Origin of the sequence: Pseudarthrobacter sp. MEB009, from assembly GCF_030208875.1 — a bacterium.
Lineage (GTDB): Bacteria > Actinomycetota > Actinomycetes > Actinomycetales > Micrococcaceae > Arthrobacter.
The window spans coordinates 71,605-96,866 of the sequence record NZ_JARVTC010000009.1 but is presented as its reverse complement, the minus strand read 5'-3'; the positions used below and the strand labels follow the sequence as shown (position 1 = coordinate 96,866).

At 66.8% G+C, this 25,262-nt stretch carries 26 protein-coding genes; 10 read left to right on the top strand and 16 right to left on the bottom strand.

Annotation, left to right across the window (positions count from 1 at the left end; genetic code table 11):
- Positions 1-58 precede the first annotated feature (58 nt).
- On the bottom strand, positions 59-991 hold the full coding sequence (locus QRN07_RS08930) for an endonuclease domain-containing protein (RefSeq protein WP_285240896.1): 933 nt from the start codon (positions 989-991) through the stop codon (positions 59-61).
- 157 nt (positions 992-1,148) lie between these two features.
- Entirely contained in the window at positions 1,149-1,724 is a 576-nt protein-coding gene (gene purN / locus QRN07_RS08925; RefSeq protein ID WP_285240895.1) for a phosphoribosylglycinamide formyltransferase, read from the bottom strand.
- 39 nt (positions 1,725-1,763) lie between these two features.
- On the opposite strand from purN, the gene QRN07_RS08920 reads away from it, so the two are divergent.
- A complete protein-coding gene (locus tag QRN07_RS08920) occupies positions 1,764-2,192 on the top strand; it encodes a hypothetical protein (protein ID WP_050684857.1) in 429 nt (142 codons plus the stop codon).
- A 53-nt stretch (positions 2,193-2,245) separates the two neighbouring features.
- Here the strand turns inward: QRN07_RS08920 and QRN07_RS08915 are convergent, their stop codons facing one another.
- Both QRN07_RS08915 and QRN07_RS08910 read right to left on the bottom strand, forming a co-directional pair.
- Positions 2,246-3,559 (bottom strand): cell division protein PerM, encoded by a 1,314-nt coding sequence (locus QRN07_RS08915; RefSeq protein ID WP_285240894.1) that lies wholly within the window; start codon positions 3,557-3,559, stop codon positions 2,246-2,248.
- A 182-nt stretch (positions 3,560-3,741) separates the two neighbouring features.
- Positions 3,742-4,248: a PRC-barrel domain-containing protein gene (locus tag QRN07_RS08910; RefSeq protein WP_285240893.1), complete on the bottom strand. Its 507-nt coding sequence runs from the start codon at positions 4,246-4,248 to the stop codon at positions 3,742-3,744.
- A 247-nt stretch (positions 4,249-4,495) separates the two neighbouring features.
- Here QRN07_RS08910 and QRN07_RS08905 point away from each other — a divergent pair, with 247 nt between their 5' ends.
- Complete coding sequence (locus tag QRN07_RS08905) at positions 4,496-5,671, top strand: glycosyltransferase family 4 protein (protein WP_285240892.1); 1,176 nt, start codon at positions 4,496-4,498, stop codon at positions 5,669-5,671.
- Positions 5,672-5,689: 18 nt separating this feature from the next.
- Here the strand turns inward: QRN07_RS08905 and QRN07_RS08900 are convergent, their stop codons facing one another.
- Positions 5,690-6,556 carry an HAD hydrolase family protein gene (locus tag QRN07_RS08900; RefSeq protein WP_285240891.1) on the bottom strand — a complete coding sequence of 289 codons (867 nt, stop codon included), beginning with the start codon at positions 6,554-6,556 and terminating at the stop codon, positions 5,690-5,692.
- Between the two features lie 224 nt (positions 6,557-6,780).
- Here QRN07_RS08900 and QRN07_RS08895 point away from each other — a divergent pair, with 224 nt between their 5' ends.
- Positions 6,781-7,050 (top strand): GlsB/YeaQ/YmgE family stress response membrane protein, encoded by a 270-nt coding sequence (locus QRN07_RS08895; RefSeq protein WP_050684852.1) that lies wholly within the window; start codon positions 6,781-6,783, stop codon positions 7,048-7,050.
- Between the two features lie 196 nt (positions 7,051-7,246).
- Positions 7,247-9,397 (top strand): EAL domain-containing protein, encoded by a 2,151-nt coding sequence (locus QRN07_RS08890; RefSeq protein WP_285240890.1) that lies wholly within the window; start codon positions 7,247-7,249, stop codon positions 9,395-9,397.
- A gap of 25 nt (positions 9,398-9,422) precedes the next feature.
- On the opposite strand, the gene QRN07_RS08885 is transcribed toward QRN07_RS08890, so the two are convergent.
- Positions 9,423-9,905 (bottom strand): hypothetical protein, encoded by a 483-nt coding sequence (locus tag QRN07_RS08885; protein WP_056597859.1) that lies wholly within the window; start codon positions 9,903-9,905, stop codon positions 9,423-9,425.
- Between the two features lie 232 nt (positions 9,906-10,137).
- Here QRN07_RS08885 and QRN07_RS08880 point away from each other — a divergent pair, with 232 nt between their 5' ends.
- On the top strand, positions 10,138-10,686 hold the full coding sequence (locus tag QRN07_RS08880; protein WP_285240889.1) for a dihydrofolate reductase family protein: 549 nt from the start codon (positions 10,138-10,140) through the stop codon (positions 10,684-10,686).
- Here the strand turns inward: QRN07_RS08880 and mmuM are convergent.
- From mmuM to QRN07_RS08860, 4 genes are all read right to left on the bottom strand, one after another.
- Positions 10,683-11,621, bottom strand: coding sequence for a homocysteine S-methyltransferase (gene mmuM, locus QRN07_RS08875; protein ID WP_285240888.1), 939 nt, complete (start codon positions 11,619-11,621; stop codon positions 10,683-10,685). The two genes, QRN07_RS08880 and mmuM, sit on opposite strands and share 4 nt — an antisense overlap.
- A gap of 112 nt (positions 11,622-11,733) precedes the next feature.
- Positions 11,734-13,185 (bottom strand): amino acid permease, encoded by a 1,452-nt coding sequence (locus QRN07_RS08870; protein ID WP_157407628.1) that lies wholly within the window; start codon positions 13,183-13,185, stop codon positions 11,734-11,736.
- A gap of 262 nt (positions 13,186-13,447) precedes the next feature.
- Complete coding sequence (locus QRN07_RS08865; protein ID WP_285240887.1) at positions 13,448-14,080, bottom strand: FMN-binding negative transcriptional regulator; 633 nt, start codon at positions 14,078-14,080, stop codon at positions 13,448-13,450.
- Positions 14,081-14,106: 26 nt separating this feature from the next.
- A complete protein-coding gene (locus QRN07_RS08860; protein WP_285240886.1) occupies positions 14,107-15,096 on the bottom strand; it encodes a DMT family transporter in 990 nt (329 codons plus the stop codon).
- Here QRN07_RS08860 and QRN07_RS08855 point away from each other — a divergent pair.
- Complete coding sequence (locus QRN07_RS08855) at positions 15,095-16,507, top strand: aminotransferase-like domain-containing protein (RefSeq protein ID WP_050684844.1); 1,413 nt, start codon at positions 15,095-15,097, stop codon at positions 16,505-16,507. The genes QRN07_RS08860 and QRN07_RS08855 overlap by 2 nt on opposite strands.
- A 109-nt stretch (positions 16,508-16,616) precedes the next feature.
- Positions 16,617-17,423, top strand: a complete 807-nt coding sequence (locus tag QRN07_RS08850) for a hypothetical protein (protein WP_285240885.1) — start codon at positions 16,617-16,619, stop codon at positions 17,421-17,423.
- A 5-nt stretch (positions 17,424-17,428) separates the two neighbouring features.
- On the opposite strand, the gene QRN07_RS08845 is transcribed toward QRN07_RS08850, so the two are convergent.
- The 3 genes from QRN07_RS08845 to QRN07_RS08835 form a co-directional block, all read right to left on the bottom strand.
- Complete coding sequence (locus tag QRN07_RS08845) at positions 17,429-18,253, bottom strand: SDR family NAD(P)-dependent oxidoreductase (protein ID WP_285240884.1); 825 nt, start codon at positions 18,251-18,253, stop codon at positions 17,429-17,431.
- 197 nt (positions 18,254-18,450) lie between these two features.
- Positions 18,451-19,854 carry a GntP family permease gene (locus QRN07_RS08840; RefSeq protein ID WP_050684842.1) on the bottom strand — a complete coding sequence of 468 codons (1,404 nt, stop codon included), beginning with the start codon at positions 19,852-19,854 and terminating at the stop codon, positions 18,451-18,453.
- A 43-nt stretch (positions 19,855-19,897) separates the two neighbouring features.
- A complete protein-coding gene (locus tag QRN07_RS08835) occupies positions 19,898-20,428 on the bottom strand; it encodes a gluconokinase (RefSeq protein WP_056600631.1) in 531 nt (176 codons plus the stop codon).
- Positions 20,429-20,616: 188 nt separating this feature from the next.
- Between QRN07_RS08835 and QRN07_RS08830 the strand changes: the two genes are divergently transcribed.
- On the top strand, positions 20,617-21,351 hold the full coding sequence (locus QRN07_RS08830) for a FadR/GntR family transcriptional regulator (protein WP_082178221.1): 735 nt from the start codon (positions 20,617-20,619) through the stop codon (positions 21,349-21,351).
- Between the two features lie 95 nt (positions 21,352-21,446).
- Here QRN07_RS08830 and QRN07_RS08825 read toward each other — a convergent pair whose 3' ends face one another.
- Both QRN07_RS08825 and QRN07_RS08820 read right to left on the bottom strand, forming a co-directional pair.
- The gene (locus QRN07_RS08825; RefSeq protein ID WP_056600630.1) at positions 21,447-21,848 is read right to left on the bottom strand and encodes a (R)-mandelonitrile lyase; all 402 of its coding nucleotides are present in this window, start codon (positions 21,846-21,848) and stop codon (positions 21,447-21,449) included.
- A gap of 167 nt (positions 21,849-22,015) precedes the next feature.
- Positions 22,016-22,219, bottom strand: coding sequence for a cold-shock protein (locus QRN07_RS08820; RefSeq protein WP_009372930.1), 204 nt, complete (start codon positions 22,217-22,219; stop codon positions 22,016-22,018).
- Positions 22,220-22,535: 316 nt separating this feature from the next.
- Between QRN07_RS08820 and QRN07_RS08815 the strand changes: the two genes are divergently transcribed.
- Positions 22,536-23,825: a diguanylate cyclase domain-containing protein gene (locus tag QRN07_RS08815; protein WP_285240883.1), complete on the top strand. Its 1,290-nt coding sequence runs from the start codon at positions 22,536-22,538 to the stop codon at positions 23,823-23,825.
- On the opposite strand, the gene QRN07_RS08810 is transcribed toward QRN07_RS08815, so the two are convergent.
- A complete protein-coding gene (locus tag QRN07_RS08810; RefSeq protein WP_285240882.1) occupies positions 23,822-24,424 on the bottom strand; it encodes a hypothetical protein in 603 nt (200 codons plus the stop codon). The two genes, QRN07_RS08815 and QRN07_RS08810, sit on opposite strands and share 4 nt — an antisense overlap.
- Positions 24,425-24,687: 263 nt before the next feature.
- Between QRN07_RS08810 and QRN07_RS08805 the strand changes: the two genes are divergently transcribed.
- The gene (locus QRN07_RS08805; protein WP_285240881.1) at positions 24,688-25,230 is read left to right on the top strand and encodes an NUDIX hydrolase; all 543 of its coding nucleotides are present in this window, start codon (positions 24,688-24,690) and stop codon (positions 25,228-25,230) included.
- Positions 25,231-25,262 lie beyond the last annotated feature (32 nt).

Here is a 25,262-nt window from a genome sequence, read left to right as displayed (position 1 = left end):
CTCGCAGTTGTTGTCGTTTTGAGCCCCCAAAACGACAACAACTGCGAGTCAGTTGGGTCTAGGTCCCGGGCCAGCCCCTATCCAGCATCGCGGCGCGGACCTTGCGGACGGCGGCGCCCGCCTCGTGGCGCATGTGGCGTTTGGAGATGCGCATCAGCAGCCATCCGGCCCTGCTGAAATCTTCTTCGCGGGCGATGTCCCGGACTATCTGCGCGGCGTCGGAATGCCCCTCGCCCTCATATTCCGCCGCCACCTTGTACTCGGGATAGGACAGATCGGGCTGGCGGACGACGCCGAAGCCCAAGTCCGTGGGCGCGTTCAACTCCGGCTCGGGCAGTCCTGCGTCCTCCAATGCCAGCCGCAGCCGCGTTTCCTGCGCGGAATCCGATCCCACCCTCGACCGCTCCAGCGCCAGCCGAGCCTTCTGGATTCCGGGAGTTCCCTTGTGCCGGTCCAGCATCTCAGCCAGACCTCCGGCAGTGGCATACGGTTCCGTGCGTCCTTCGAACTCCGGCCGCGGGTGACGCACCAGATGATCGGCCACAACAGTGATCTCCTCAACGCTCATCCGCCGTGAACAGTCCAGCCATGTCCGAAGCCGCGTGGTGATCAAGAGCCCGTTCAGGTTGGTGATTTCGTCGTCGAAAAACTGGCCAACATGGCCAACCACGCCCCGCCTTCGAACGATCGCCATGGTGTCCGGCCGCGAAATGTGGATGAGACCGGTCTTGGACCCCGGCAGGAACCCTGGAAACCCCCAGAGTACAAAGGCGGTGGCGTGTGATGCGGCGGAGAAGCTGGTCACCTGCGAAAAAGGACGCACATCTTCCAGTGTGTTTCCGCAGGCCGGACCCGTGCGCGGGCCACCACTGGGCACCCGGATACCCCTGCTGGGCGAGTGCAGCGATACGTGCCGCAACCGCCTGAAGCTGACGCCGGCGTCGACCGCTTCCTGGAAGGTGAACGCGGCCAGATCAAGCTGCGCCGGCAACGGACGGGGAGTCTTCACCCCTTCATGATGGCAAACCGGGTGGGACGGTTCCGGAGTTATCCACAGGCATGCAGTCCCCCACCCAACTGACTCGCAGTTGTTGTCGTTTTGAGGGCTCAAAACGACAACAACTGCGAGTCAGTTGGGAGAGAGGGGGCTATTCAGTCCGGGAGGGCGCAGCGAGGGTTGCCAGCGTGGACACCAGCAATCGGCGCTCCACCACCTTGATCCGCTCGTGCAGGGTTTCCTCGGTGTCGGTTTCCTCGATGGCCACGGCTTCCTGCGCGATGATGGGGCCGGTGTCCACTCCGGCGTCGGCCCAGTGGACAGTGCAGCCGGTGACCTTGACCCCGTAGGCCATGGCATCCCGGACGCCGTGCGCACCGGGGAAGGCCGGCAGCAGGGCGGGATGCGTGTTCAGGTATTTGCCTTCAAACGCGTCGATGAAGGACGGGCTGACGATCCGCATAAAGCCGGACGACACCACGATGTCCGGGGTGAACGCGGCCACCGCTTCGGTCAGGGCAGCGTTCCATTCCGCGCGGTCCGGGTGCGCTTTGAAATCCACCACAAACGTGGGGATCCCGGCGGCTGCGGAGCGTTCAACGCCGTAGGTGCCCGGCCGGTCGGCTCCCACCGCCGCAATGTCGACGTCGAGCTCCCCCGCTTCAACCGCGTCTATGACTGACTGGAGATTGGACCCGGTTCCGGAAACGAGGACAACGATACGCATGGGACTAGCTTATGGGCACGCTCGCGTAGGCTGGAAAACATGAACAGCACACCGGATCCAGGCGGGCCCCAGCAAACGAAGGCCCCGCTCAGTGAGGCAGCCAAGGCCTCCCTGGCCAGGACCCGGTCCCTGTTCCGGATGTTTATTGTCTCCGTGCTGGGGGCCTACTTCGTGTACCAGCTGGATGTGGGCTACCTCTGGCTGACCGCCATCCTCACGGCGGCAAGCATTGCCCTGGGCATCGTCCTGCTGGTCCGGGAGGCGAAGTACCGGCAATCCAGGCTGGTGATGTTTGGTGCCATCTCGGGGCTGGTGGTTTCAGCGGTGATGGCGCTGGTGATCATGGTCACTGCGTTGTTCTACGGCGACGTCAGCGACTACCAGGCCTGCGAGAGACGGGCCCTGACGGACCAGGCGCATTCGTCCTGCATGGTGCAGCTTCAGGATGCGTTTCCCGGCGCACCCTGATCCGGCAGCCGGCACCCGGCAGCCGGCACCCGACAGCCGCCACCAGCACCGGCTTAATGCACCAGCTGCGCGTTGTGCTCCGGCACCGTCTGCCCGCGTTCCAGCCAGGGTCCGGCCGCGTAACCGATCACGACGCCCATCCCCACCTCGGCGGCCACCCAGACTCCCGTCCACAGCGGGTCAGGCCCAATGTCGGTCAGCCGTCCCAGTCCGGCTGAGCCCCGCGCCAGGAATGCGGCCCCCATGGCCAGCAGTCCCGCGGCCAGCCCGGCGAGCAGGCCCAGCACCAGCGTGGATGCCGACGCCGTGAACCAGCGGGCACGGATTTTGATGGACAGCCATTCGTCGAAGTGGTTTTCACCTTCGCGGAGGAACCACCAGCCCGCCAGGACACCGGCCAGCACGGGAACCATCAGCGCCACGAAGCCAAACTCCAGCCCGCCCGCCGGAATCGCGGCCAGCACCGGAACCGAGGGCAGCGGCCCCACGGCCGTGGCCAGCGGGCCCACCTGGGATCCGGCACCCATGGCGAACCCCGCCCCGGAGGTCCAGGACAGCGCAAACACCACCAGGTTGGGGAGGTAGCCGAGCTGCGCGATGGTGAGTGCCGCACCGCCCACCACACCGGCGTCGAGCGCCTCGTAGACGGTCACCACCAGGTTCCAGTGGATAAAGAGGTCCACGGCCAGCAGCACCGCCGACAGCGACAGCGCCATCAGGACGCCCACCACGCCTGCCTTGGCGGCGGACGCAAGGTATGAGCCCGCCCAGCGCGAATGCTGGCTGGTCCGGGAAATCCAGTCCACCGCGTCCACACCGATGAGCCGGCTCCACGATCCCGCCTCGCGCCGGGCCCCGATGATCATGCCCAGGGCGAAAGGGATCAGCGGGAACAGCATGGCGTGCCAGAGATTAATAACGACGTCGGGCGTGCGGCACACAAAGGCCGTCGCGGCTCCGAAGACGGAATAGACAGCCCACGAGCCCAGGAGCGCCTGCCACAGTTGGTCAGTGTAGGAGGCGCGCGCCAGCCGCCGGCCGGCGCGCCAGGCCAGGAGGAAGGGAATAAGGGTCAGGCCCAACGGCACCAGGCTGAGGATCCCGCTGGCCCCGGTGGCCGCTGCATCCTGCCCCACGCCCACCAGTTTCAGCGGCACACCGTGGACCAGGAGCCAGGACTGTCCGGCCAGGCGGGCCAGAACATCAGGCTGCCCGTTCCGAAAACCCGCAGTGGCCCAGACGGCGACGATGGGGGCCAGCACCGCGAGCGCGGAGATGACGGCGGCCTGCACCGATTCCAGCACACCCTGCAGCCATAAGGGCATGGGTAGGCCACGGTCTCCGGTCTGATCAGCGCGCAGTTTCATCGTGTTCCATGGTGTCACGCCGGGCAGCCCGCGCCGGTGAACGACAGGCGCGCCACGGCAGACCCGGCCCGGGCATAACAAACGCCGGGGCACCACACGGGTGCTCCCGGCGTCGTTATTCCACTGACCAGCCAGGCCGACGCCCCCAATAGCAGGAACCCCGCCGGCCTGGATGGAACCGGTCAGGCGCGGCCGTCGCCGTCGCGGCGGTCCGGCGCCTCGTACCTGCGCAGCCGTGCCGCGCGGGAGGGTGCAACTGCCGCGGGCGGCTCTGCGCCGATGCCGGCAGTGGGGGTGCCCGCGTTCAAGTCGGCATCGCCTTGGAGGTCCACTGCTTCCACGGTGGTGTCCTGCACATCCGAGTAGGTGCGGACTTCCCTGTCGTAATGGGTGTACAGCCGATCCTCCTCCTCCGGTGTGAGGTGGCCGTCCGCCTCGACGCGCGGTGCGTCCTTCACGTGGTCCCTGGAGAAAGGAACCACCAGGTTGCCGTCCTCGCTGCGCGCGCCCTCGACCGGAACAAAAGACTGCGAGGTGCCGAAAAGGCCGGTCTTGACGGTGACCCAGGTGGGTTCGCCGGTGTCATCGTCGGCATAAAGCTGGCCGATGGAACCGATGGTGGTCCCATCAGCACTTACAACATGGCCGCCCCGGCTGAGCAGTCCTTCAATGTCTTCCCTCGCGAGCATGGGTCTCCTTGCCTGCGCCCGGCAGATGCCCGGCAGTGGTTGTCCCCGGCGCCGGAGTCCAGCGCCGGGGTCCGACCCCGGCTGCTTGAGGCCTCATTGCTTGCCCTCTACAGTAAGCATGCTTAGTAGAAAAAGGGAACCCCACCCGCCGGCAGGCCCGGGGGGAACCCGGGTTGTTCACCCAAGCTTTCCCTGCGGGCTACGCCGTCTCCCCCGGCAGGCCAGAGCCGGCCACCACCGTGGAGGGGTGAGGATCGCAATTGTTGCCGAATCATTCCTGCCGCTGATGAACGGAGTCACGCACTCCATCCTGCGGGTGCTGGACCATCTCCAGGACCGGGGCGACGACGTCCTGGTCATCGCCCCGTCCACCCCGGACGCCCAGGCGCCTGCGGAGGTCCAGGGCGCTGCGGTCCACCGGCTGCCAGCGGTCCCGCTGGCGGGGTACGCGAACGTCCGGGTGGCCATGGGCGGTGTATACCGGGTCAAGAGAATCCTTGCCGAGTATGCCCCGGACGTGGTCCACCTCGCGTCGCCGTTTGTGCTGGGCTGGCGGGCAGCGCAGGCGGCCCACCAGCTGGGCATCCCCACGGTGGCGGTGTACCAGACCGAGGTGCCCAGTTATGCGGGCCGGTACGGCGTTCCGTTCCTGGAGAACTGGGCCTGGAACCGGGTGGAGAACATCCACCTGCTGGCCACCCGCACCCTGGTGCCGTCCACTTTTGCGCTGAACCAGCTGCGCGGCCGGGGCATTCCCCGGGTGCAGATGTGGCGCCGCGGCGTTGACACGGCCCGGTTTTCGCCAGAGAAGCGCGACGCCGGGTGGCGGGCTTCGGTGGCCCCCGGCGGGCAGCGGATCATCGGCTATGTGGGCAGGCTTGCCATGGAGAAGCAGGTGGAGGACCTGGCCGCACTGGCCGGAATTCCCAACACCCGCCTGGTGGTGGTGGGCGACGGGCCCCAGCGGGCCGCGCTCGAGGAGGCTCTGCCCGCAGCGGTCTTCACAGGATTCCTGGGCGGGGACGACCTGGCGCGGGCGGTGGCGTCCTTCGACCTCTTTGTCCATCCCGGCGAATTCGAAACGTTCTGCCAGACCATCCAGGAGGCCATGGCCTCCGGTGTGCCGGTGGTGGCCACGGGCCGGGGCGGGCCGTTGGACCTGGTGGAAAATTCCCGGACCGGGTGGCTGTATGAACCCGGCGACCTGGCCGGCATGCGCGCCCGCGTCCAGGACCTGATGGGCGACGACGCCAAGCGCCGCGCCTTCGGGGCCGCGGCCCACGACTCGGTCCAGGCGCGGACGTGGCCCGTCCTGTGCGCCGAACTGGTTCGCCATTACGACGACGTCCAGGCAGGGACTGCCTCGCCTGCGGTCAGCGCCGGGGCGCCGAAGCAGTGGGGCAGCAGGCGGTTGCCCGCCTGAGCGGGCCGGGCCTCCGCGTCAGTCCAACAGGCCCAGCTCGGCGAAGGCCAGCGCTACGCCGTTGCTGTCGGGGCCGGGCGTAAACCTGTCGGCGACCGCGAGGACGTCCGGGTGGCCGCCTTCCACGGCGATGCCCACTCCGGCATAGGCCAGCATTTCGATGTCGTTGGCACTGTCGCCGATGGCCACAATGTCCTCCCGGTCCAGGCCAAGATGGGCTTCCACCACCTGGATGCCCACTGCCTTGTGCACGCCGGTCATAAAGATTTCGCCTGCGCCCTCGCCCAGCGCGGACAGGGAGCTGGGGATGAGTCCCACCTCATTTCCGAAGTCTGCCAGGAGGGTGCGCAGGGGCACGGGTGAGTCGAAGCAGGAGATTTTGGCGAAGGACTCGGACCGCAGGTCATCGCCGTACTGCATGGGGCCGAGGATGTCTTCCAGGGGGTCCTCGGCGGAATCCTGGCCGGAGCCGGAGTTGTGCCGTTCGGCGAAAACCGGACCAAGAACGTTCCGCAGCCGCTGGTCCACACCTGTGCGGCCATGGAGGGATTCCGGGGCTTCGAGGATGTACGCAACGTCATTGGCGTCGAGGATTTCCACGAGTCGCCGGGCCAGATCCGGGTTAAAGCGGGTGTCCCGGAGGACCACGCCGTTCACTTCCACGCGGGCGCCGGCACCCGTCACGGTCCCGTCGAAGCCGGCGTCGAGGATCCGTGCGGGGACCATGGAGAGCGGCCGGCCCGTGCAGACAAACACCAGGTGGCCCAGGCGCCGGGCGGCGCGGACGGCGTCCACATGGGCCTCGGGAGCCAGTCCGTGCTCAGCGTAAGTGCCGTCGATATCAAGGAAAACGGCACGGGTACGGACGGTTGGCTGGCTGGACATGCCGGAGCTCCTCAATAGGTGGCGGGGACCCTCCATCCTATCCACGCCCGGATGACGCGCCGGGGGCGCCACCGCTCCCGTCGGCAGCTCCCCGGGCAGTTTCCGACCGCAAACTGACAGCCATCCTGTGATATTCAGGGTCTTGCAGGAAAGTAAGCACGCTGATTGAATGAGGGAACCGGTAGTGGGGACCCGGCACAACTTACTGATTAAGGAGTGACAACATGGGTATTCTCGGATTTCTCATTTTGGGCTTGATCGCCGGCGCCATCGCAAAGGCAATCCTGCCCGGGCGCCAAGGCGGAGGCTGGGTGGTCACCCTGGTCCTCGGCGTTGTGGGCGCCCTCCTGGGCGGCTGGATCGGATCGCTGATCTTTGGCGGCGGCTTGGCAGAATTCTTCGACATCCGCACCTGGCTGCTCGCCATCCTGGGCTCGATCGTAGTGCTCCTGGTCTACGGCGCTGTGGCCAACCGCGGACGCAGCCGGGCTTAGCAGCCCGGGTCCCACCACAAACACAAAGATGCCGTCCCCCTTTCGGAGGGCGGCATTTTTGTGTCCTGTACTGGCTTCCGTTCCTGCCATTGCAGCGGTTCATGGCCGCGGTGGGGTGTAACAACCGGGAAACCGATTCCGCACATCGCCGCACATTTGTGGAAATTGGTTTTATGATGTGCGAGGGGGTGGTGTCATGGCCGGATCAGGTCACGCCAATGATGTGGCAGTGCGGATGTTCGGCGCGATGCTTGACGCCAGTCCGGATGCCTTGCTGGCGCTTACTGGCGGGGGAACCGTGACCCTGGCCAACGCCGCCGCCTCGCGGCTGTTCGGATACAGCCCGGAGGAATTGAGCGGACTCCCTGTCGAGGCGCTGCTCGGCGCCGGCTTCCAGCAGGAACTGGCCCAGATCCTGGGCCGGTCCGGGGCCGGCTCCCCCAACCACCCGCCGCTGCTGGAGACGCAGGCCCTCCGCCGCGATGGCACTGCCTTCCACGCAGAGGTGGCCGGGTCTCCGGTTCCGGCGGACACGGGTGCCGGCGGTGGCCACCCGGACGGGCCCCTGCTGTTGGTCTCGGTGCGGGATACAACCCACCGGCACGCCACCAACGCCGATCTGCGCGAGGCCATGTCCCTGCTCACGGCGACGCTGGAATCCACCGCTGACGGGATCCTGGTGATGAGCAGGGAGGGCCGGGTGGCGGGCTACAACGACAATTTCCTGACCATGTGGGGCATACCGCCCGAGCTCCTCCAGGGCGACAGCGAGGAACCCATCATGCGGATCATCGTGGGGCAACTCGCTGACCCCGTAGCCTTTATGGGTCGCCTGAACGAATTGGACGACAATCCGGAAGAAGAAAGCCACGATGTGGTGGATTTCCGGGACGGCCGGACCTTCGAACGGTATTCGAGGCCGCAGCGGGTGGGCCAGGGCATCGTGGGACGGGTGTGGAGCTTCCGGGATGTGACTCCGCGCCGGAAGGCACAGGAGCAGGCGCAGCAGGCAATGCTCGACCTGGCAGCGCAAACGGAAAAACTCCGGGCCATGGCTTTCCAGGATCCGTTGACCGGGCTGGCCAACCGGGCAGTTTTTAATGATGCCCTGGCCGTGGCCCTGGCTGAGCCCCGGTTGAAATCCGTGGACGTCCTCCTCCTGGACCTGGACGATTTCAAGGAAGTCAACGACATCCTGGGGCACCAGGCCGGTGACGACATGCTCGTTGAGGTGGCACGCCGGCTCCGGGGCTGCGTACCCACCGCCGAGGTTGTGGCCCGGCTGGGCGGCGACGAATTTGTGGTGCTGCTGACCGCCAGCCCCGACGCGGATGAGATCGCCGAATGCATCGTCCGCTGCCTGCACGTCCCGGTGACAATCCACGGCACGCTGCTGCGGCCCAGCCTCAGCCTGGGCCTGGCCTCCAAGAGCCAGGACACGCTGGGCCCCTCCGAGCTGCTGCGCCAGGCGGACATTGCCATGTACGCGGCCAAGGCTGCAGGCAAGAATCGGTTCCTGCGTTTCCACCCGGACATGATGACGGCGCTGGTGCAGCGGACCGACATGGAAGGCGGCCTGCGGCTCGCGGTTCCCCGCGGCGAGATCAGCGTCGATTTCCAGCCGATTGTCTCGCACCGCATGGGGCAGGTGGTTCAAGTCGAAGCCCTGGCCCGGTGGACCCGCGCCGGGGAGCGGGTGCCGCCGTCGGTCTTTATCCCCCTCGCCGAACGCACGGGCCTGATCAGTGAGATCGGCATCGAGGTGATGGCCCTGAGCATGGTGCAGCTGGCGGGCTGGCTCAGCGAGGACCCCGCCAGGTCGCTGGCCGTGAACGTTTCGGCTGTGCAACTGCAGGAGTCCGATTTCGCAGAAAAGGTACTGAGCCTGGCGGAGGCCAGCGGCGTGTCAGCCTACCAATTGGTGGTGGAGGTTACCGAGAGCGTGTTTTTCGACGACGACTGCGCCCTCATCAGGCAACTGGGCACCCTCCGGAACGCCGGCGCCCGGGTGGCGCTGGACGATTTCGGCACCGGTTATTCCTCCCTGGGCAGGCTGCAGGACCTTCCCGTGGACACCGTAAAGATCGACAAGTCCTTCGTCTCCATGGTGCGGACCGGCCTGGAACGCCTGCCCATCCTCAGCTCCATGATCAACATGGCCCACAGCCTGGGCCTGACAGTCACTGCGGAGGGCGTCGAAACGGCAGCCCAGGCCGACTACCTCACGGCCCTGGACTGCGACACGCTGCAGGGCTATCTGTTTTCCCTGCCGGAGCCGGGATCCCGGCTGGTGCAGGCGGTCCGGCATGCCGAGGCGGCGCTCACCGCGCTGAAGCAGCGGGAGTAGCCGGGCTGGTTGTTATCCGGTCCGCCTAAGCGGCCTGTTTGCGTCCGGGCTGGTGGGGGTGTTTGTCGGCGTCACCGGCGGCGGGTGCCGGGCGCTTGGCGGCGCCCTGCGTGGGCTGCCGCGGCGGCGCAGGCCGGGTGTGCTGCTGCGGCGGCGTTGCCTGCGCGTTCCTGGCGGCGGTTGCGGGCTTCGAAGTGGCGGCCTTGGCGGGAGCTTCGGTCCGGTCGGATGACGCCGGGGCTGACGCGCGTTCCAGCGCCTGGAACGCGGCGCGGTTGCGGCGCCAGCGGCGGATCAGGCTCGCGGCGGCCAGTAGTCCGGCCAACGGCGACAGCACCGCTGCGAAGTACACAAAAAGGAGCCACGTCAGCGTTGCCAGCGGCGGCTGGTTGTTGTGCAGGAGGGAGAGTCCGCCCAGCAGCCCTACAGCCCAGAAGGCCAGCACGGCAGTGAGCACCGCGGCGGCCGGAAAATACTGGTTGGTCACGATCTTCTTGAGGGTTTCCATGCATTTTCCTCCTGCCTGGCCGGGGCTCGGCGAACGCCGTTCATTTCAAGTATGGGGCCGCGGGTGACGAATACAGCGCAAGACGCCGTGGCGAGTGATGAACATAACTGGATACTTTTCTCGCCCGGTTCCTGCCCTGCCCGCCCACCCCGGATCCTTCCCTCCGGACGGCCCGCGGAATACGGTAGGACCAGGGCCGGATCAGGGTCCCTTGACGCCTTTGGAGGCACCGATGCGCAAAGTCACAGCAGGCCTGTTCCATTCCGTGGACGGCGTGGTTTCCGATCCTTTCAAGTTCCAGTTCGACAGTTTTGACGCGGAGCTTGGCCAGGGCCTGAGCCGGATGATGGAAACCGTGGACACGGTGGTCCTGGGCCGGGTGAGCTACGAGGAATGGGCGGGCTACTGGCCCACGGCATCGGCGGACGAGGACTTTGCCGGCTTCATCAATCCTGTGGAAAAGTTCGTCGCTTCAAAAACCCTGGCCGACCCCCTTGAGTGGCAAAACTCCACCGTGATGGACGCTCCCCTGGAAGACTTCGTCGCGGGCCTGAAAGCCCGTGAAGGCGGCGAGATCGCGGTGTGCGGCAGTATCTCCATCACCCGCCAACTGCTTTTTGCCGGCCTCCTCGATGAGCTCACCCTGATGACCCATCCCGTGGTGGCCGGGACGGGCCGCAGGCTGTTCGGGGACGGCGACCCGCTTACGCGCCTGGTGTTGGCGGATCAGTCCCGCACCAGCAAGGGCAATGTCCTGAGCACCTACAAACGGCTGGACTAGGCCCGCGCCAGGGCGGCGATGTCTGCAGGGGTGGTCCGGCAGCAGCCGCCAAGGATGCGGGCACCGAGCCCGCGCCATGCTCCTGCGCCCTGGGCCAGGCCCGGCACACCAGCAGCGGCGGCATCCGTTCCGGCCGTCCAGGTCTTGGCCACGGGGTCAAAGGTCTCGCCGGAGTTGGGATAGGCCATCAGGGGTGTCGCTGTGGCGCGGCCCAGCGCTTCGAGGGCAGGTGAGACCAGCCGCAGCGGCACGCAGTTCACCCCCACCGCGGCCACCAGCGGCTCGGCATCAAGGAGGGCGGCCACGGCTTCCAGCGGAGTGCCGTCCGCCAGGTGCCCGCCGTCCTGCAGCGAGAACGTGAACCAGGCTTCGACGCCGTACTCCCGGACCAGGGCCACCAGGGCTTCCGCTTCGGCAAACGACGGAAGTGTTTCGCAGGCGAGGACGTCAGCGCCGGCATCCACCAGCGCGGCGATCCTGGACCGGTGGAAATCCTCGAAGGCAGCCGGCGACAGCACGTAGTCGCCCCGGTACTCGGAGCCGTCTGAAAGGTAGGCGCCGTAGGGGCCCACCGAACCTGCCACCAGGAGCGGGCCGGCGTCAGGGTGCGCTGCCAGGTGCCCGCGCCGGGCCTCGTCCGCCAGGCTGACGGACAGCGCCACCAGCTCCAGCGCGGCCGCTGCGGACAGGCCCCGGCGGGCGAACCCCAGGGGTGTGGCCTGATAACTGGCGGTGGTGGCAATGCCGGCCCCGGCCGCGAAGTAGTCGCTGTGGACGTCCCGGATCAGGTGCGGCTGCTCCACCAGCACCTTGGCTGACCAGAGCGGATCGTCCAGGTTGCAGCCGCGTGCCTCCAGTTCGGTAGCCAGGGCACCATCGGCAATAAGGTTTGCGCGGGCTTCCAGGAGACGGGAGAGGGACGTGGCGCTGGGCATGGGACGAACTCCAAAACGTGGTGATTTCAGCATGGGCAACGTGCCATGCCGTTGGCGGGGAAGGCGCAGGACGGGAAGGCGCCGTGGGCTGGTTGCGGCCGGCGGCTGCGTCCTACCCGTCACCGGTGCGGTCAGCACCGGGCCGGGCTGCCGCCGTCGTCCGTGTCCTGCCGTGCCGGAAGTGGAACCAGGCGTAGCACCCGGCCACAAACGGGACGCCGAAGTACAGCGCCGCCACTTGGTTGGGATCCAGGGCGATCCCGATCAGGGAGACCACGCAGAGGGTGAACGCGAGGATCGGGACCAGCGGGTAGAGCGGAGCCCGATAGGTGAGGGACGCAACGTCGCCGCCGCGGCGGACGAACGCGCGGCGGTGGAAGAAGTGCGAGGCGGTGATGGACATCCAGACGGCCACCACGGCGAAGCCGGCCACCGACACCAGCACCAGGTACACGGTTTCGGGTGCCACCACGCTGCTGATGAGTGACGCTACGCCGCCCACCATGCTCACGGAGAGGGCAATCAGCGGGATGCCGCGGCGGGTGAGGCGGCGGAACGCGGCGGGCGCGTGGCCCTCGTCGGCCAGGGAGTAGAGCATCCGGGCGCAGGAAAAGAGGCCGCTGTTGCCGGCGGAGAGGAGCGCGGTGATGATCACGAAGTTCATGATGTCGGCCGCGAAGGGGATGCCGACGGCGGAGAACACCGTGACGAACGGGCTCTCGTCCAGGCCCACCTCGGTGTACGGGATGGTGGCGGCGATGACGGCGATGGCGCCCACAAAGAAGATCAGCAGCCGGATCACGGTGGTGCGCATGGCTTTCGGGATGCTGGTGGCCGGGTCCTTGGTTTCGCCGGCGGCCACGCCGATCAGCTCGGAGCCGGAAAACGCGTAGAACACCGCGAGTACGGTGATAAAAACGCCGGTGAACCCGTTGGGGAAGAGCCCGCCTTCGGTGGCGAAGTTTTCGAACAGGAGCGGGTGGTTGCCGCCTCCGCCGAGGGGCTGGAACCCGAACAGCGCCGCGCCGCCCAGCACAATCAGCCCGATGATGGCGGCCACCTTGATGATGGCGAACCAGAACTCGGACTCGCCGAAGAACCTGGCGGACACGGCGTTCAAGCCGAACAGCACGGCCGCGAAGACCAGGCACCAGACCCATACGGCGACGTCCGGGAACCAGCGCTGCATCAGCAGGCCGGAGGCGGTGAACTCGGACCCGATGGCCACGGCCCAGCAGAGCCAGTACAGCCAGGCGGTGGTGAACCCGGTGGCGGGGCCGATGGACCGCGCGGCGTAGATGTGGAACGCGCCGGACACCGGGTACGCGATGGCCAGTTCGCCCAGGCATGCCATCACCAGGTACACCACAAAAGCGCCCACCAGGTAAGCAAGCACGGCGCCCAGCGGTCCGGCCTGGGAGATGGTGTAGCCGGAGCTGAGGAACAGGCCGGAGCCGATCACGCCGCCCATGGCGATCATCACCAGGTGCCGCGGACCCATGGAGCGCCGGAGTCCGGGCTGGTCAGCCGCGTCGCGGTTTGGTGCGGCGGGCTGGACGGTCAGCGTCGGGTGTGCAGGGGTTTCCACGGGTCTCCAGAGGATTCAGGGGGTGCTTACGGGCCGAAGAAGTGCCCGTCGCCAGAGCCGAAAGTAGCACAATCCCCGAATTTGGCGCGTTAAAAACAAAAATACTTGTTCATATTGATCATTTTCTGCTTCGGGGCCTGGTGCTCAGGCGCGTTTCCTGGAACGCACGACGGCGGCGGGGGCCTCGCGCCGCCGTCGCGCGTTCCGCGTGTGGTTGGGAAGGCCGGTGCTGGGCGGGTCAGGGCAGCGGGCAGCCGCGGACCCGTTCCACGGCTGCGGCGCTGGGCGCCTGGCCTGCGGTGCGGAGGCCGGCCACCACGCCTGCGGCATCGTCAGCGGACCGGTTCTGGCTGAGCTTCTCCTTGGCCTCGATCCGGGTGATCACCAGTTCCAGGCCCACGATGGCGCGGAGCTGCCCGGCGATGAATTTTTCCGGGGCCTCGTCCACGGACCAGGGCTTGGCCCGGCCGGACTCGTTCAGGTCGGAGAGCCGGCGGACGTGGCGGGCCAGCCAGTCCGGATTGTCGTGGATGACCAGGCGGCCGTAAATGTGCGCGGTGGAGTAGTTCCAGGTGGGCACCACGCGGCCGTGCTCTGCCTTGGACGGATACCAGCCGGGCGAGATGTAAGCGTCCGGTCCCTGGATGATGGCGAGCGCCTCGCCCGTGGCCGGGGTGGACCACTGCGGGTTGTTTCGGGCAACGTGGGACTGCAGCGCGCCCAACTCCCCCGCTTCCGGATCAAAAACAAAGGGCAGGAGCGTGGCCAGCAGACCCTGGTCCGTCATGGTCACCAGGTTTGCGGCGGATGGGACTGTGAGGAGTTCCTGGATGGCTGCCGGGTGGGCGGCGAAGTGGGCTGGGGTGTACATGGGGTTCCTTTCGGGGAGCTGGTGGTTCAGCGGGTCGGGGTGGGACTGCTTTTTGGGCTGGGACTGCTGTTTGGGCTGGGGCTGCTGTTTGGGCTGGGGCTGCCGAGGCGGACCCGGACGGCGGCGCCGGCGCAGGCGACAACTGCCAGGCCGCCAACCCAGGTGGTCCAGGGCAACGCCTCCCCCAGCAGCAAAGCGGCCCAGCAGATGCTCAGGACGGGCTGGATGAGCTGGATCTGGCTGACCCGGGCGATGGGACCGATGGCCAGCCCGCGGTACCAGGCCAGGAAACCGAGGAACATGCTGACCACCGCCAGGTACCCGAACGCAGCCCACTGGACAGGCGTGGCCACAGGAGGCTGGGCAGCCGCGGCAATCCCGGCGAGCAGCAGCATCAGGGGCAGGGCCAGAATGAGGGCCCAGGCGATGGTTTGCCAGGAGCCAATCTCGCGGGCCAGCAGGCCACCTTCCGCATACCCGATGGCGGCGGAGACCACGGCGCCCAGCAGGAGCAGGTCCGCCCATCGCCACTGGCCGGCCCCGCCGGACTGCAGGAACGCGAATCCCACGGCGGCGAGCGAGCCCAGCGCAATGACCAGCCAGAATGTGGTGGGCGGACGCTCACCGGTGCGCAGGATGGCCGCGGTGGCGGTGGCGGCGGGCAGGAGCGCGATCACCACGGCGCCGTGGCTGGCGGGCACGTCGGTAAGCGCAAAGGAGGTCAGGAACGGAAAGCCGATCACCACACCGCCCGCGACGAGTGCCAGCCGGGCCAGGATAGCGGCGGACGGCAAACGCTGCCTGGTGAGGACGAGGGCAGCGCCGGCCAGGATCCCGGCGATGACGGCGCGGCCGGAGCCGATGAACAGCGGCGACAGGCTGGCCACGGCCACACGTGTGAAGGGAACCGTGAAGGAAAATGCCACCACTCCGAGGAGGCCCCACCAAATACCGTTACCTTGATGCGGCAGTACCGGTGGCCGCTTTTCGATAGTAGCGCTACTATGTTCTCTCATGAACAACGATAGCAGTTCGCGGATCGTCTGGGCCCTCAAGCAGTGGATTTCGCAGGCTGCGCCCGGTGCCCAGCTGCCGTCCACGCGCTCCCTCGTAGCCGAATACCAGGCCAGTCCGGTGACGGTGCAGAAGGCCCTGCAGGTGTTGACTGGGGAGGGACTGATCGAAAGCCGGCCCGGCGTCGGAACGTTTGTCCGGGCGGTCCGCGCCGTGCGGCCCGCGGACTACGGCTGGCAGACGGCGGCTTTGGGATCCCCGCAAACGGTGCTGCCGCCGTCGTCCGGCACTATGCGGAACGTGCCCAACGACGCCATCACGTTCCACTCCGGCTACCCGGACCGGGAGCTGCTGCCGGAGCGCCTGGTGCGCACCGCCCTGACGCGGGCGGCACGCGGCGACGCGGCGCTGTTCCGGCCGCCGGCCGCCGGCCTGCCGGAGCTGCAGACCTGGTTTGCGCACGAGCTGGGCTCCGCTGCCCCGGCCGGGATCACGGCGCCCATGCCCAGCGACGTGATTGTCCTGCCAGGAAGCCAGAGCGGGCTCAGCTCCATCTTCCGGGCGCTGGTGGGTGCGGGGCAGCCGCTGCTGATCGAATCGCCCAGCTACTGGGGCGCCATCCTGGCGGCAACCCAGACGGGAGTACGGCTGGTGCCGGTGCGCAGCGGACCGGACGGCCCGGACCCGGTGGAACTGGACCGGGCGTTCACGGAATCCGGGGCCAGGGTGTTCTACGCGCAGCCCAACTACTCAAACCCGTCCGGCGCGCAGTGGGCACCGGGTCACGGCGAGGAGATCCTTACGGTGGTCCGGCGGCATGGCGCGTTTATGGTGGAGGACGACTGGGCGCACGATTTTGGTATCACCTCACAGGCCGTGCCCGTGGCGGCCCGGGATGATGCCGGGCACGTGGTCTACCTCCGCTCCTTGACCAAAAGCGTGTCCACGGCCATCCGGATCGCGGCCGTGGTGGCCCGCGGTCCGGCCCGGGAACGGATCCTGGCGCACCGGGCGGCCGAGTCGATGTACGTCAGCGGGCTGCTGCAGGCTGCCGCCCTGGACGTGGTGACCCAGCCCGGCTGGCAGTCGCATCTGCGGAGCCTGCGCCAGCAGCTGCAGTCGCGCCGGGACCTGCTGGTCACCAGCATGCGCGAGCACGCCCCGGGCGCTCATCTGGAGCTGCTGCCCAAGGGCGGGTTGAACCTGTGGTTCCGCCTGCCGGATGGCACGGACCTGGGCCGCCTGGCCCGGGACTGCGAGGACGCCGGGGTGTTCATCGCTGCGGGCACAGAGTGGTTCCCTGCCGAGCCCGCCGGCCCGTTCATCCGGCTCAACTACGCCGGACCAAACCCGGGCGCCTACCCGGCCGGGGCCAAGGTGATCGGCGAGGCACTGGCCCGGAACGGGCGCTGACGGCCGCTCCCCAAGGAATGGCTCAAGATTTGCGCCTGACCCGCTTTCCAGCTGTGGACGACGGCTACGCTGGCCGTAAAATCGCATCCGGCAGGACCTGGGGGACAAAGTGACTGCGCATTCAAACCGGGCTTGGGCGGGCCCTGCCCGGCACCTCAACGCCGCCGTGCCGGCCGGACTAACGGGGCGGGAACCCGCCCAAACGGCGTTCATCACGGTGGCCATGATTGCGACGGCGGTGCTCCTCGCCGGCTGCGGCGGGTCCACCGCCTCGCTCAGTACTGCGGGCGGCACGGCGGAAACCAGCACGGCAACACCGTCTGCCACCGCCCTGCCGATCGCCAACACTGCGTGCGCCCCCGTGGATGGCCAGCGGGCGTCGGACGGAGACACTTATGTGTGCACCAGGGATGAGACGGGGACGCTGGTGTGGCTGGAGGAATCGGCGGCCCGGAGCCTGACCACAAAGCTGGTGGCTGCCGCCGCCAGCAAGGCAGCAGCAGAGAAGGCCGCCGCGGACAAAGCGGCGGCTGACAAAGCGGGCGCCGAGAAGGCAGCGGCAGAGCGGGCAGCGGCAGAAAAGGGAGCGGCCGACAAAGCGGCTGCCGAGCAAGCCGCCTCGGAGCAGGCAGCGGCAGAAAAGGCAGCGGCCCAGGCCCAGGCCGCCCGGGACGCAGCGGCCGCCCAGGCAGCAGCCGCAGCCGCTGTGCCGCCGCAGCGGGCAGCTCCGGCAGCACCTGCGGCGGCGTCTGGCTGCGATCCCAACTATTCAGGCTGCGTCCCCATCGCCTCGGACGTTGACTGTGCCGGCGGAAGCGGAAACGGACCCGCTTACGTCCAGGGCCCTGTCAGCGTCATTGGCAGCGACATCTATGGGCTGGACAGGGATGGCGACGGCTTCGGCTGTGAAAGCTAGGTCCCTCAGACCGAGGCTTTGACCAGCTCTTCGCTCTTGTCCCAGAGGGCGCGGGCCAGTTCGGCGTCGTACGCCTGCTTGTTGGCCTTCGCGAGTGCACGCTTGGCGTAGTACAGCCCGGAAATCCAGTCGGTGCCGGCCGTGCCATTGATGAGCCACAACAGGGTGTCTGCGCCCTGGTCCGGGGTGAGCATAAAACGGTTAAGGATCGTTTTGTACGCGTGCCGCATGGGACTGGTGGACTCGGCCGCGAAGTTGGTGCGGACCACGCCCGGGTGGAAGGCCGCCGTCGAAATTCCCTGGGCGCTGAAGCGGCGGTGCAGTTCGGTGGTGAAGAGGATGTTGGCGAGTTTGCCGGTGCCGTACGCACGGTTGGTGGAATAGCCCTGCTCGGAGGTGAGATCGAACAGGTCCAGTTTGCCGAAGCCGTTGGCAGCGCTGGAGGTGTTGATGACCTTGGCGTTGCTGGCGATCAGGGTGTCCATCAGCAGCGAGGTCAGCAGGAACGGGGCCAGGTGGTTGATCTGGAAGGTGGCTTCGTTGCCGTCCACGGTGAGGGTGCGCTTGCCCATGATGCCGCCGGCGTTGTTGGCCAGGACGTCGATCCGCGGGTACTTTTCCGACAGCTCAGCAGCAAGCCGGCGGACCTGGGCGAGGTCGGCGAAGTCGGCCAGGAAGTAATCAGCGCCGATTTCACGGGCCAGGCCGCTGGTCTTTTCCGCGGAACGGCCCACCACAACCACAGTGTCCCCCGCTTTGGCCAGCGTCCGGGCGGCGGCTGCGCCGATGCCGTCGCTGGCGCCGGTGATCACAATGGTGCGAGGAGTCAAGGTGTGTCCTTTGGTTGGGGCGAAGACGCGCTTGGGGGAAAGCACGTTGCCCTTGGGACAACGAAGGCGGGGCAACAGGTGTTCCCACCTGTCGCCCCGCCGCTGCGCTCCCCCACCCAACTGACTCGCAGTTGTTGTCGTTTTGAGGGCCCAAAACGACAACAACTGCGAGTCAGTTGGGCGGGAGGTACGGAAGGTTAGCCGCCCACACCCGCCACCAGGAAGATGGCCGCCGCGATGCCGAAGCCCATCACGCCGATCAGGGTTTCCATCACGGTCCAGGTTTTCAGGGTGGTTTTGACGTCCATGCCGAAGAAGCGGCCCACCAGCCAGAAGCCGGAGTCGTTGACGTGGGAGACCACAACCGAGCCGGCTGCCACGGCAATGACCAGCGCAGCCACCTGCATGCCGTTCAGCCCGGCCAGGGCCACGGCCGGAGCGATCAGCCCTGCCGTGGTGGTCAGTGCCACCGTGGCGGAACCCTGGGCGATGCGCAGGATCGCGGAGATGAGGAAGCCGGCCAGGATCAGCGGGATACCGAGGTTGCCCAGCACATCTGCCAGTGCCTGGCCGATGCCGGAGGTGCGCAGGACGCCGCCGAACATGCCGCCGGCGCCGGTGATCAGGATGACGGAGCAAACCGGGCCGAGGGAGGATTCGAGCAGCTTCTCGAGGTCGCCGCTGTCCCTGCCGCGGCGGGCGCCCAGGACGAACAGGGCCACGAGGACGGCGATGAGCAGCGCCACCGGGGTTTCGCCCAGGGTGCGCAGGATCTGGAACCACTGTTCCTTCTTGACGTCCTCGGACAGGACGCCGGAGGAAGCGAGGGTATTCAGGCCCGTGTTGAGGAAGATCAGGATCAGCGGGAGCAGCAGCAGGCCAACGATGGTGCGGAATTTCGGCGGGTTCTGCTCTGCTTCGACGGATGCGTGGCCCAGGAGTTCCGGGACGGGCAGGACCAGCTTCTTGCCGGTGTAGAGGCCGTAGAGGTAGGCGGTGACGTACCAGGTGGGGATGGCGGTGATGAGGCCAGCGATCATGACCAGGCCAACGTTGGCCTCAAAGAACGCGGCTGCAGAGACCGGGCCCGGGTGCGGCGGCAGGAAGATGTGCATCACGGAGAACGCACCGGCGGCGGGAAGCCCGTACCGCAGCACACCGCCGCCCAGGCGGTTTGCCACGGCGAAGACCACGGGCAGCATAACCACCAGGCCGGCGTCGAAGAAGATGGGGAAGCCGAAGATCAGCGAGGCCAGGCCCAGCGCGAACGGGGCGCGCTTTTCACCGAACACGCCGATGAGGTAGTCGGCGAGCACTTTGGCGCCGCCGGAGGTTTCCACAATGCGGCCCAGCATGGCGCCGAGGCCCACCAGGAGCGCCACGGTGCCCAGGGTGGTGCCGAATCCGTTGATCAGGACGGGAACCACCTGGTTGGCGGGGATGCCGGTGGCGAACGCGGTACCCAGGCTGACCATGATCAGCGCAATCAGGGCGTGGATGCGCAGCTTGATGATCAGGAACAGCAGCACAACGATCGCTGCCGCTGCGATGAGCAGCAGGGGGCCTGCGCCCAGCGTTTGAGTCCATCCTTCGATGGTCATGATTCTCCTTTGAAACAGGGGGATAAAGGGGTGATGCGGAAGGTCAGTGGGTGACGGGGAGCTTGAGCGCGGCCACAACGGCGGCAACCAGCTCCTCGGGTGACTGCGAGATATCGAGGCGGAGGCTGCCGGCCTCGAGCTCCTCCTGGCTGAGCGGCTCCAGGGTGGCGAGCTGGCTGGGCAGGAGGGTGGGCGGCATGAAGTGGCCTTCACGTCCCTGCATACGCTCACTCAGGAGGTCGGCGCCACCGTCAAGGTGCAGGAAAATGACGCGTCCCTGTGCCCCGGCCAGCAGCCGGCGATAGCTTTGCTTGAGCGCGGAGCAGGTCAGGACGGTGCTGTGGCCTGCTGCGGCCTGCGAACTCATCCATTCCTGGATCTTCGCCAGCCACGGCCATCGGTCCTCGTCCTGGAGCGCGATTCCCTGGGTCATCTTGGCGATGTTTGTTTCGGGGTGGAATTCGTCCGCTTCGGCGCAGGCCCAGCCCAGTTGGTGCGACAGGGCAGCGGCCAGGGTCGATTTTCCGGATCCGGCTACGCCCATGACCACCAGATGCGTGGGGGGATACTGCATGTCATACCTCCGAGGAAAGACGTCTTTGGCTGTCGAAGCAAGCTTAGTAACGGCCCCTTTAGCAGTGGGCTGAGTCATAAGGTATCACCTTTTAGACTCATAGATACTATCTTTTCGTGTCACAAGTCATACCTTTTCGAATTTTCGGTATTCTAGGAGGGCGCTGCGGCGCGGAGAGAGGCGGGCAGATGTCGACGGCGACAGTTGGGGATGCGGATAACGCGGACGACGGCGGGGCCTCCCCCGCCATGCAGGGCAGGGTTCTGGAGGCGGTTGGCGTGGCCATCGCGTCAGGGAGCCTTCCGCCGGGGAGCCGGTTGACGCTGGAGGGCCTGCAGCAGGAGTACGGGATCTCGCGGACCGTTGCGCGGGACACCATGAAAGTGCTGGAGTCGATGAACCTGGTGTACTCCCGGCGGCGGGTGGGCATCGTGGTGCAGGAACGCAGCCTGTGGAACGTGTTTGACCCCAAGCTGGTGCGGTGGCGGTTGGCCTCGGACCGCCGCGAGCTGCAGTACGCCAGCCTTACAGAGCTGCGGATCGCCGTGGAACCCATTGCCGCGGCCGGCGCCGCCCGCCGCGCGTCTGCGGCGGAGCGCGCGCAGCTTGTTTCCCTGGCTGGAGACCTGCGCCGGCTGGGAGAGGCGGGCGATCTTCAGGCCTTCCTCGCCGTGGACATCGAGTACCACCAGCTCCTGCTCCGGTCCTGCGGCAATGAAATGTTCCGGGCTTTGGAGGGAATGGTGGCCGAGGTCCTCACCAGCCGGACCAAGCAGGGACTGATGCCCTTCAAGCCGCGGAACGAGGCACTGCAGGCCCACGAGGATGTAGCTGCCGCCGTTGCCGGCGGTGACACTGTGGCAGCCGAGCAGGCGATGCTCCACATCCTGTTTGAGGTCCGCGAGGCGATGGGCCTCCTCTAGCCGGCTTCACGAACGGCCAGGGCGCTGCGACGGCTAATCCCGCGGAACCGGCGCCGCCCAGCCTCCGCTTGCGCGGGGCCGGGCAGCGGGGCGGCTCAGCGGCCGTTGTACTGGTCGTCGGTGACGTGCTCTTTCCAGTCCGTGGTGTTGGCCGGATCGTCGGCGTTTTCCAGCATGGCGATGTGTTCCATGAAGGTGCCGGGCGCGGAGGCGTGCCAGTGGTCCTGGCCGGGCGGGGTGTAGAGCGTCTGGCCGGCGTGGACCTCGATGATGTTTCCTTCGCGGTCGCCGAAGCGGGCGACGCCCCGGGTAACGCGCAGGTACTGGCCGCGGGCATGGGAGTGCCAGGCGGTGCGGGCTCCCGGCGCGAACTTCACGGTGGCAACCACCATGCGCTGGTCCGCCTCATGCGGTGCAGCGATCACGTCCAGCCAGACGTCACCGGCAAACTGTGCGGGCGGGTTCTTTACGGTGGGGGTACTCGGTTCGATATTCACCGTTCCACCACACCACACCGGGCCCGGCGGTGGGAGTCCCTGCCGTAACAAGTACTGGCATTACCCCTTAGGCGCCCTGATGCAGCACGCCCGGGTTAACAAAAACAGGGCCTGCCCGGAGGCAGACCCTGCTTCAAGAAACCTAACGGTCCCGGAACTCTAAGGAATTAGAGAGCCTGGATGTTGGTGGCCTGGGGACCCTTGGGGCCCTGCTCGGTGTCGAAGGAAACCTTCTGGTTCTCTTCGAGTGAACGGAAGCCGTTCGAGTTGATTGCGGAGTAGTGTGCGAAGACGTCCTGTGAGGAGTCATCGGGGGAAATGAAGCCGAAGCCCTTTTCAGCGTTAAACCATTTGACGGTACCAGTAGCCATTATTTTTGTCCTTCGTGAAGGTGGAGGGAAAGTCCCGACTTTCGGGCCCTCCGGTGTGGGGTGTTCAAAACCGCTACTTCAGAAGAACGCGGACTTTCGACCGCGCGTACTGCCTGAACTACCAACTGCATAAACACAACAACAGGATCAACACTACAGGATTTTCCGGGAACAGCGAGCCACGTGCGTCACACAGCCGCCTCAGGGGCCTCTCAGCAGGCCTTGCTCCCCCGCGCCACAGCCAGGGCGCAGCGGTCGGATGCGCCGGCGGGCACCCTGTAACTTAGGCATAACATCCACCGGTCCAAGGACACCCATGAATAACGCCCGCCGCAAGCCACGCAGGTGGAGCCTCCAGCGGGAATGGTCCCGCGTGTTCACGATGATGCTCGTGGCACTGATGGCGGGCGCCGCCATCACCATTGTTGGCGTGAGGTTCGTGGTGAACGGGATGGAGGACGCAGCCATGCGCCTTCAGGTTGAGTACGCCAGTGTTGCGGGCCTCAGCGAGGCACTGGAAGCGCACGAAAGGTCCGGTTACCGATTGCTGGCGGCTGCCAGTCCGGAGCGCGGGTCTTTCAGCCAGGGACAGGCAGAGGTCGGTCGCCTTTTCGAGGCGGCCGCTGCGGCAGGACCTGACGACGCCGGCCGGCTGGCCGCCCTGGAGCGCGCCCGGCAACGATGGCAAACCGGCATGGAACAGGCAGGCCTTTGGAATGGTGCCGGGTCAAGTCCCGCCGGTAGCCAGGGACCAGCGCTGCTGGCCGAAACCGGCGCGGACGTACGGTCCCAGTTGGCGGCGGTACAACAGTCTTCCCTGCAGGCCCTCGATTCCGGGCTTGTGGACACACGGGCCATGGAACGCCTCATCTCGGCGGGCCGGCTGGGACTGTTTGTTGTTGCCGTCGGCGCCACCCTGTATTTCCGGCGGCGGATGACAGTGCACCTGACCCGTCCCCTCAACGCGCTCCGCCACGGGGTAATGAAACTGCAGTCCGGCGACTACACGCACAGGCTGCCGGTGGCCCGCAGCGATGAACTGGGTGAGGTCACGACGGCGTTCAACAAGATGGCGTCCGCACTCCAGGAAAGCCACACAGCCCTGACCTACCGGGCCACCCATGACGAGCTCACCGGGCTCGGCAACCGCGCGGCACTGGCTGAACGCCTGGCCGCCCCCGTCGATCCGGACACCAGCACGCGGGAGGGCCTGCTGTTCATCGATATTGACGATTTCAAGGAAGTCAACGATTCACTGGGCCACGAAGGAGGCGACGCCCTCCTGGTCCAGCTGGGGCACCGCCTGCGGGACTGCGTGGGAGCGGACAACCTGGTGGTGAGGCTGGGAGGCGATGAGTTCGCCGTCGTTGTTGCGGACGACGGCGGCACCACCGCGGGGACGGAAAGGATCGCCGGGCGGATCAACACCGCCCTCAACGAGCCTTTTGTCGTCAGCGGGCGCACGCTGTGGATCTCCTTGAGCATGGGCGTCGCCCAACGCACGGCGGAAACCGCTGACGTCACTGAGCTGCTGCGGCAAGCGGACTCTGCGATGTACCGGGCAAAACTTGGCGGCAAGGCCCGGTACGAGGTCCACGGCACTTAGTCCGGCAGCCGCCGTCGTGCGGATTCTGCCCGCTCGCGGCCTTCCCTGGCCACAAAAGCCAGGGCGAGCCGGCGTTTCCCGTCCAGTACAGCCACGCTGGAAGCGTCGGCGTGTGCGTCCGGCTGGATCGCAGCCAGCCGCTCCGCCAGGGTTTCCGGGGCCACAAGTTCCAGCTCCACCAGGGCCCGGACAAGCTCCAGGTCGTTGGGCCGGTGCACCATCAGTTTGGCGGCGCACAGATCATGCGGATCGAGGCACAGGCCGGTGGCTTCCCCTGCGGACCGGAAAGGAACCAGCCGGTTTTCCCAACCCCGCGGCAGGATCGCAGTCCGCGGGCGTGCACCCTCTAGGTAAAAGCCGTTGGCCGCGTGGAATTCGGACGATTCGCCGGCTTCGTAACTGAGCTGGTCCGCGAGGGCGTCGTCGTTGCCCGTCCCAAAGGGGGCGATGGCCACGCGCCCGGCCATCGTGACGGAGACCGGCAACTGGTCCTCGGGGAAGGAACCCAGAAGCGACTGGCTGCCCATGACCAGGACGCGGGGGTGCTGGATAATCGCCGCGGCCGCAGCGATGGCAGGGCCAAGATCAGACCGCAGCACAATGCCCGGCCGTCATCTTCGCAACCTGTAGCCGGGGCGCCGCGTCACACATAGGTGCATGATACCTGCGCAACCTGCGGATCACCCGGCAGGCTGCTGCGCGGAGCAGCGAAGCCGGGAAACTCCTTGGCGGACAGCCCGGCTTGTGTGTCTAGACTCTTGAGCTTGATGGTTAACTGACCGCCGGTCACTCAGAAAGGAGCAGCGTGTCTGTTCCCGCTACGTGGCGAAAGGTCCGAACGAGGACGGCATACAAGGGGTTCGTGACGATCAACCGTGATACCTACGAAGAGCCGGATGGGGCCGTGACCGACTGGGACGTTATTGCCGGCCGTGATTCGGCCGCAACCCTTGCGTTCACCCCTGCAGCAAGCCACGTTGTCCTTTTCGAACAGTTCCGCGTTGGACCCGGGAAGGCCTTACTCGAACTCCCGGGGGGATACCTCAACAGCAACGAGCAACCCGCAGATGCAGCCCTTCGGGAACTACGGGAAGAAACCGGCTATCACTCGGAATCAGCCTTCTACGCCGGCTCGGAGTGGTGGGCTGCGAACTCGCCGAGACGTAAGCATCTCCTCATCGTTGCCAACGCGGCGGAGGCATCTGAGACGGCCTGGGATGATTCTGAATCAGGCCACGTTCGCCTTCTTCCCGTTGCGGAACTTATGGATTTTCTTGTCAGCGGTGAACTCACGGACGCCGGACTTGCCTGCCGCGGTATGGCGGCCTTCGCGCGCAGCACTCCCGAAACCCAGGTTCTCGCAGATCTCCGTGACTGCGTCCGCAAACTTCTGACCGCCCCGTAGGACTTGCGACCCCAAAGACGGTGGCTGCCGGC

Bases quoted from the DNA above. Each gene is read 5' to 3' on its own strand.
- purN (WP_285240895.1), bottom strand. From the start codon at position 1,724: ATGCGTATCGTTGTCCTCGTTTCCGGAACCGGGTCCAATCTCCAGTCA.
- QRN07_RS08920 (WP_050684857.1), top strand. From the start codon at position 1,764: ATGAACAGCACACCGGATCCAGGCGGGCCCCAGCAAACGAAGGCCCCG.
- QRN07_RS08915 (WP_285240894.1), bottom strand. From the start codon at position 3,559: ATGAAACTGCGCGCTGATCAGACCGGAGACCGTGGCCTACCCATGCCC.
- QRN07_RS08910 (WP_285240893.1), bottom strand. From the start codon at position 4,248: ATGCTCGCGAGGGAAGACATTGAAGGACTGCTCAGCCGGGGCGGCCAT.
- QRN07_RS08900 (WP_285240891.1), bottom strand. From the start codon at position 6,556: ATGTCCAGCCAGCCAACCGTCCGTACCCGTGCCGTTTTCCTTGATATC.
- QRN07_RS08895 (WP_050684852.1), top strand. From the start codon at position 6,781: ATGGGTATTCTCGGATTTCTCATTTTGGGCTTGATCGCCGGCGCCATC.
- QRN07_RS08890 (WP_285240890.1), top strand. From the start codon at position 7,247: ATGGCCGGATCAGGTCACGCCAATGATGTGGCAGTGCGGATGTTCGGC.
- QRN07_RS08885 (WP_056597859.1), bottom strand. From the start codon at position 9,905: ATGGAAACCCTCAAGAAGATCGTGACCAACCAGTATTTTCCGGCCGCC.
- QRN07_RS08880 (WP_285240889.1), top strand. From the start codon at position 10,138: ATGCGCAAAGTCACAGCAGGCCTGTTCCATTCCGTGGACGGCGTGGTT.
- mmuM (WP_285240888.1), bottom strand. From the start codon at position 11,621: ATGCCCAGCGCCACGTCCCTCTCCCGTCTCCTGGAAGCCCGCGCAAAC.
- QRN07_RS08865 (WP_285240887.1), bottom strand. From the start codon at position 14,080: ATGTACACCCCAGCCCACTTCGCCGCCCACCCGGCAGCCATCCAGGAA.
- QRN07_RS08855 (WP_050684844.1), top strand. From the start codon at position 15,095: ATGAACAACGATAGCAGTTCGCGGATCGTCTGGGCCCTCAAGCAGTGG.
- QRN07_RS08860 (WP_285240886.1), bottom strand. From the start codon at position 15,096: ATGAGAGAACATAGTAGCGCTACTATCGAAAAGCGGCCACCGGTACTG.
- QRN07_RS08840 (WP_050684842.1), bottom strand. From the start codon at position 19,854: ATGACCATCGAAGGATGGACTCAAACGCTGGGCGCAGGCCCCCTGCTG.
- QRN07_RS08835 (WP_056600631.1), bottom strand. From the start codon at position 20,428: ATGCAGTATCCCCCCACGCATCTGGTGGTCATGGGCGTAGCCGGATCC.
- QRN07_RS08830 (WP_082178221.1), top strand. From the start codon at position 20,617: ATGTCGACGGCGACAGTTGGGGATGCGGATAACGCGGACGACGGCGGG.
- QRN07_RS08820 (WP_009372930.1), bottom strand. From the start codon at position 22,219: ATGGCTACTGGTACCGTCAAATGGTTTAACGCTGAAAAGGGCTTCGGC.
- QRN07_RS08815 (WP_285240883.1), top strand. From the start codon at position 22,536: ATGAATAACGCCCGCCGCAAGCCACGCAGGTGGAGCCTCCAGCGGGAA.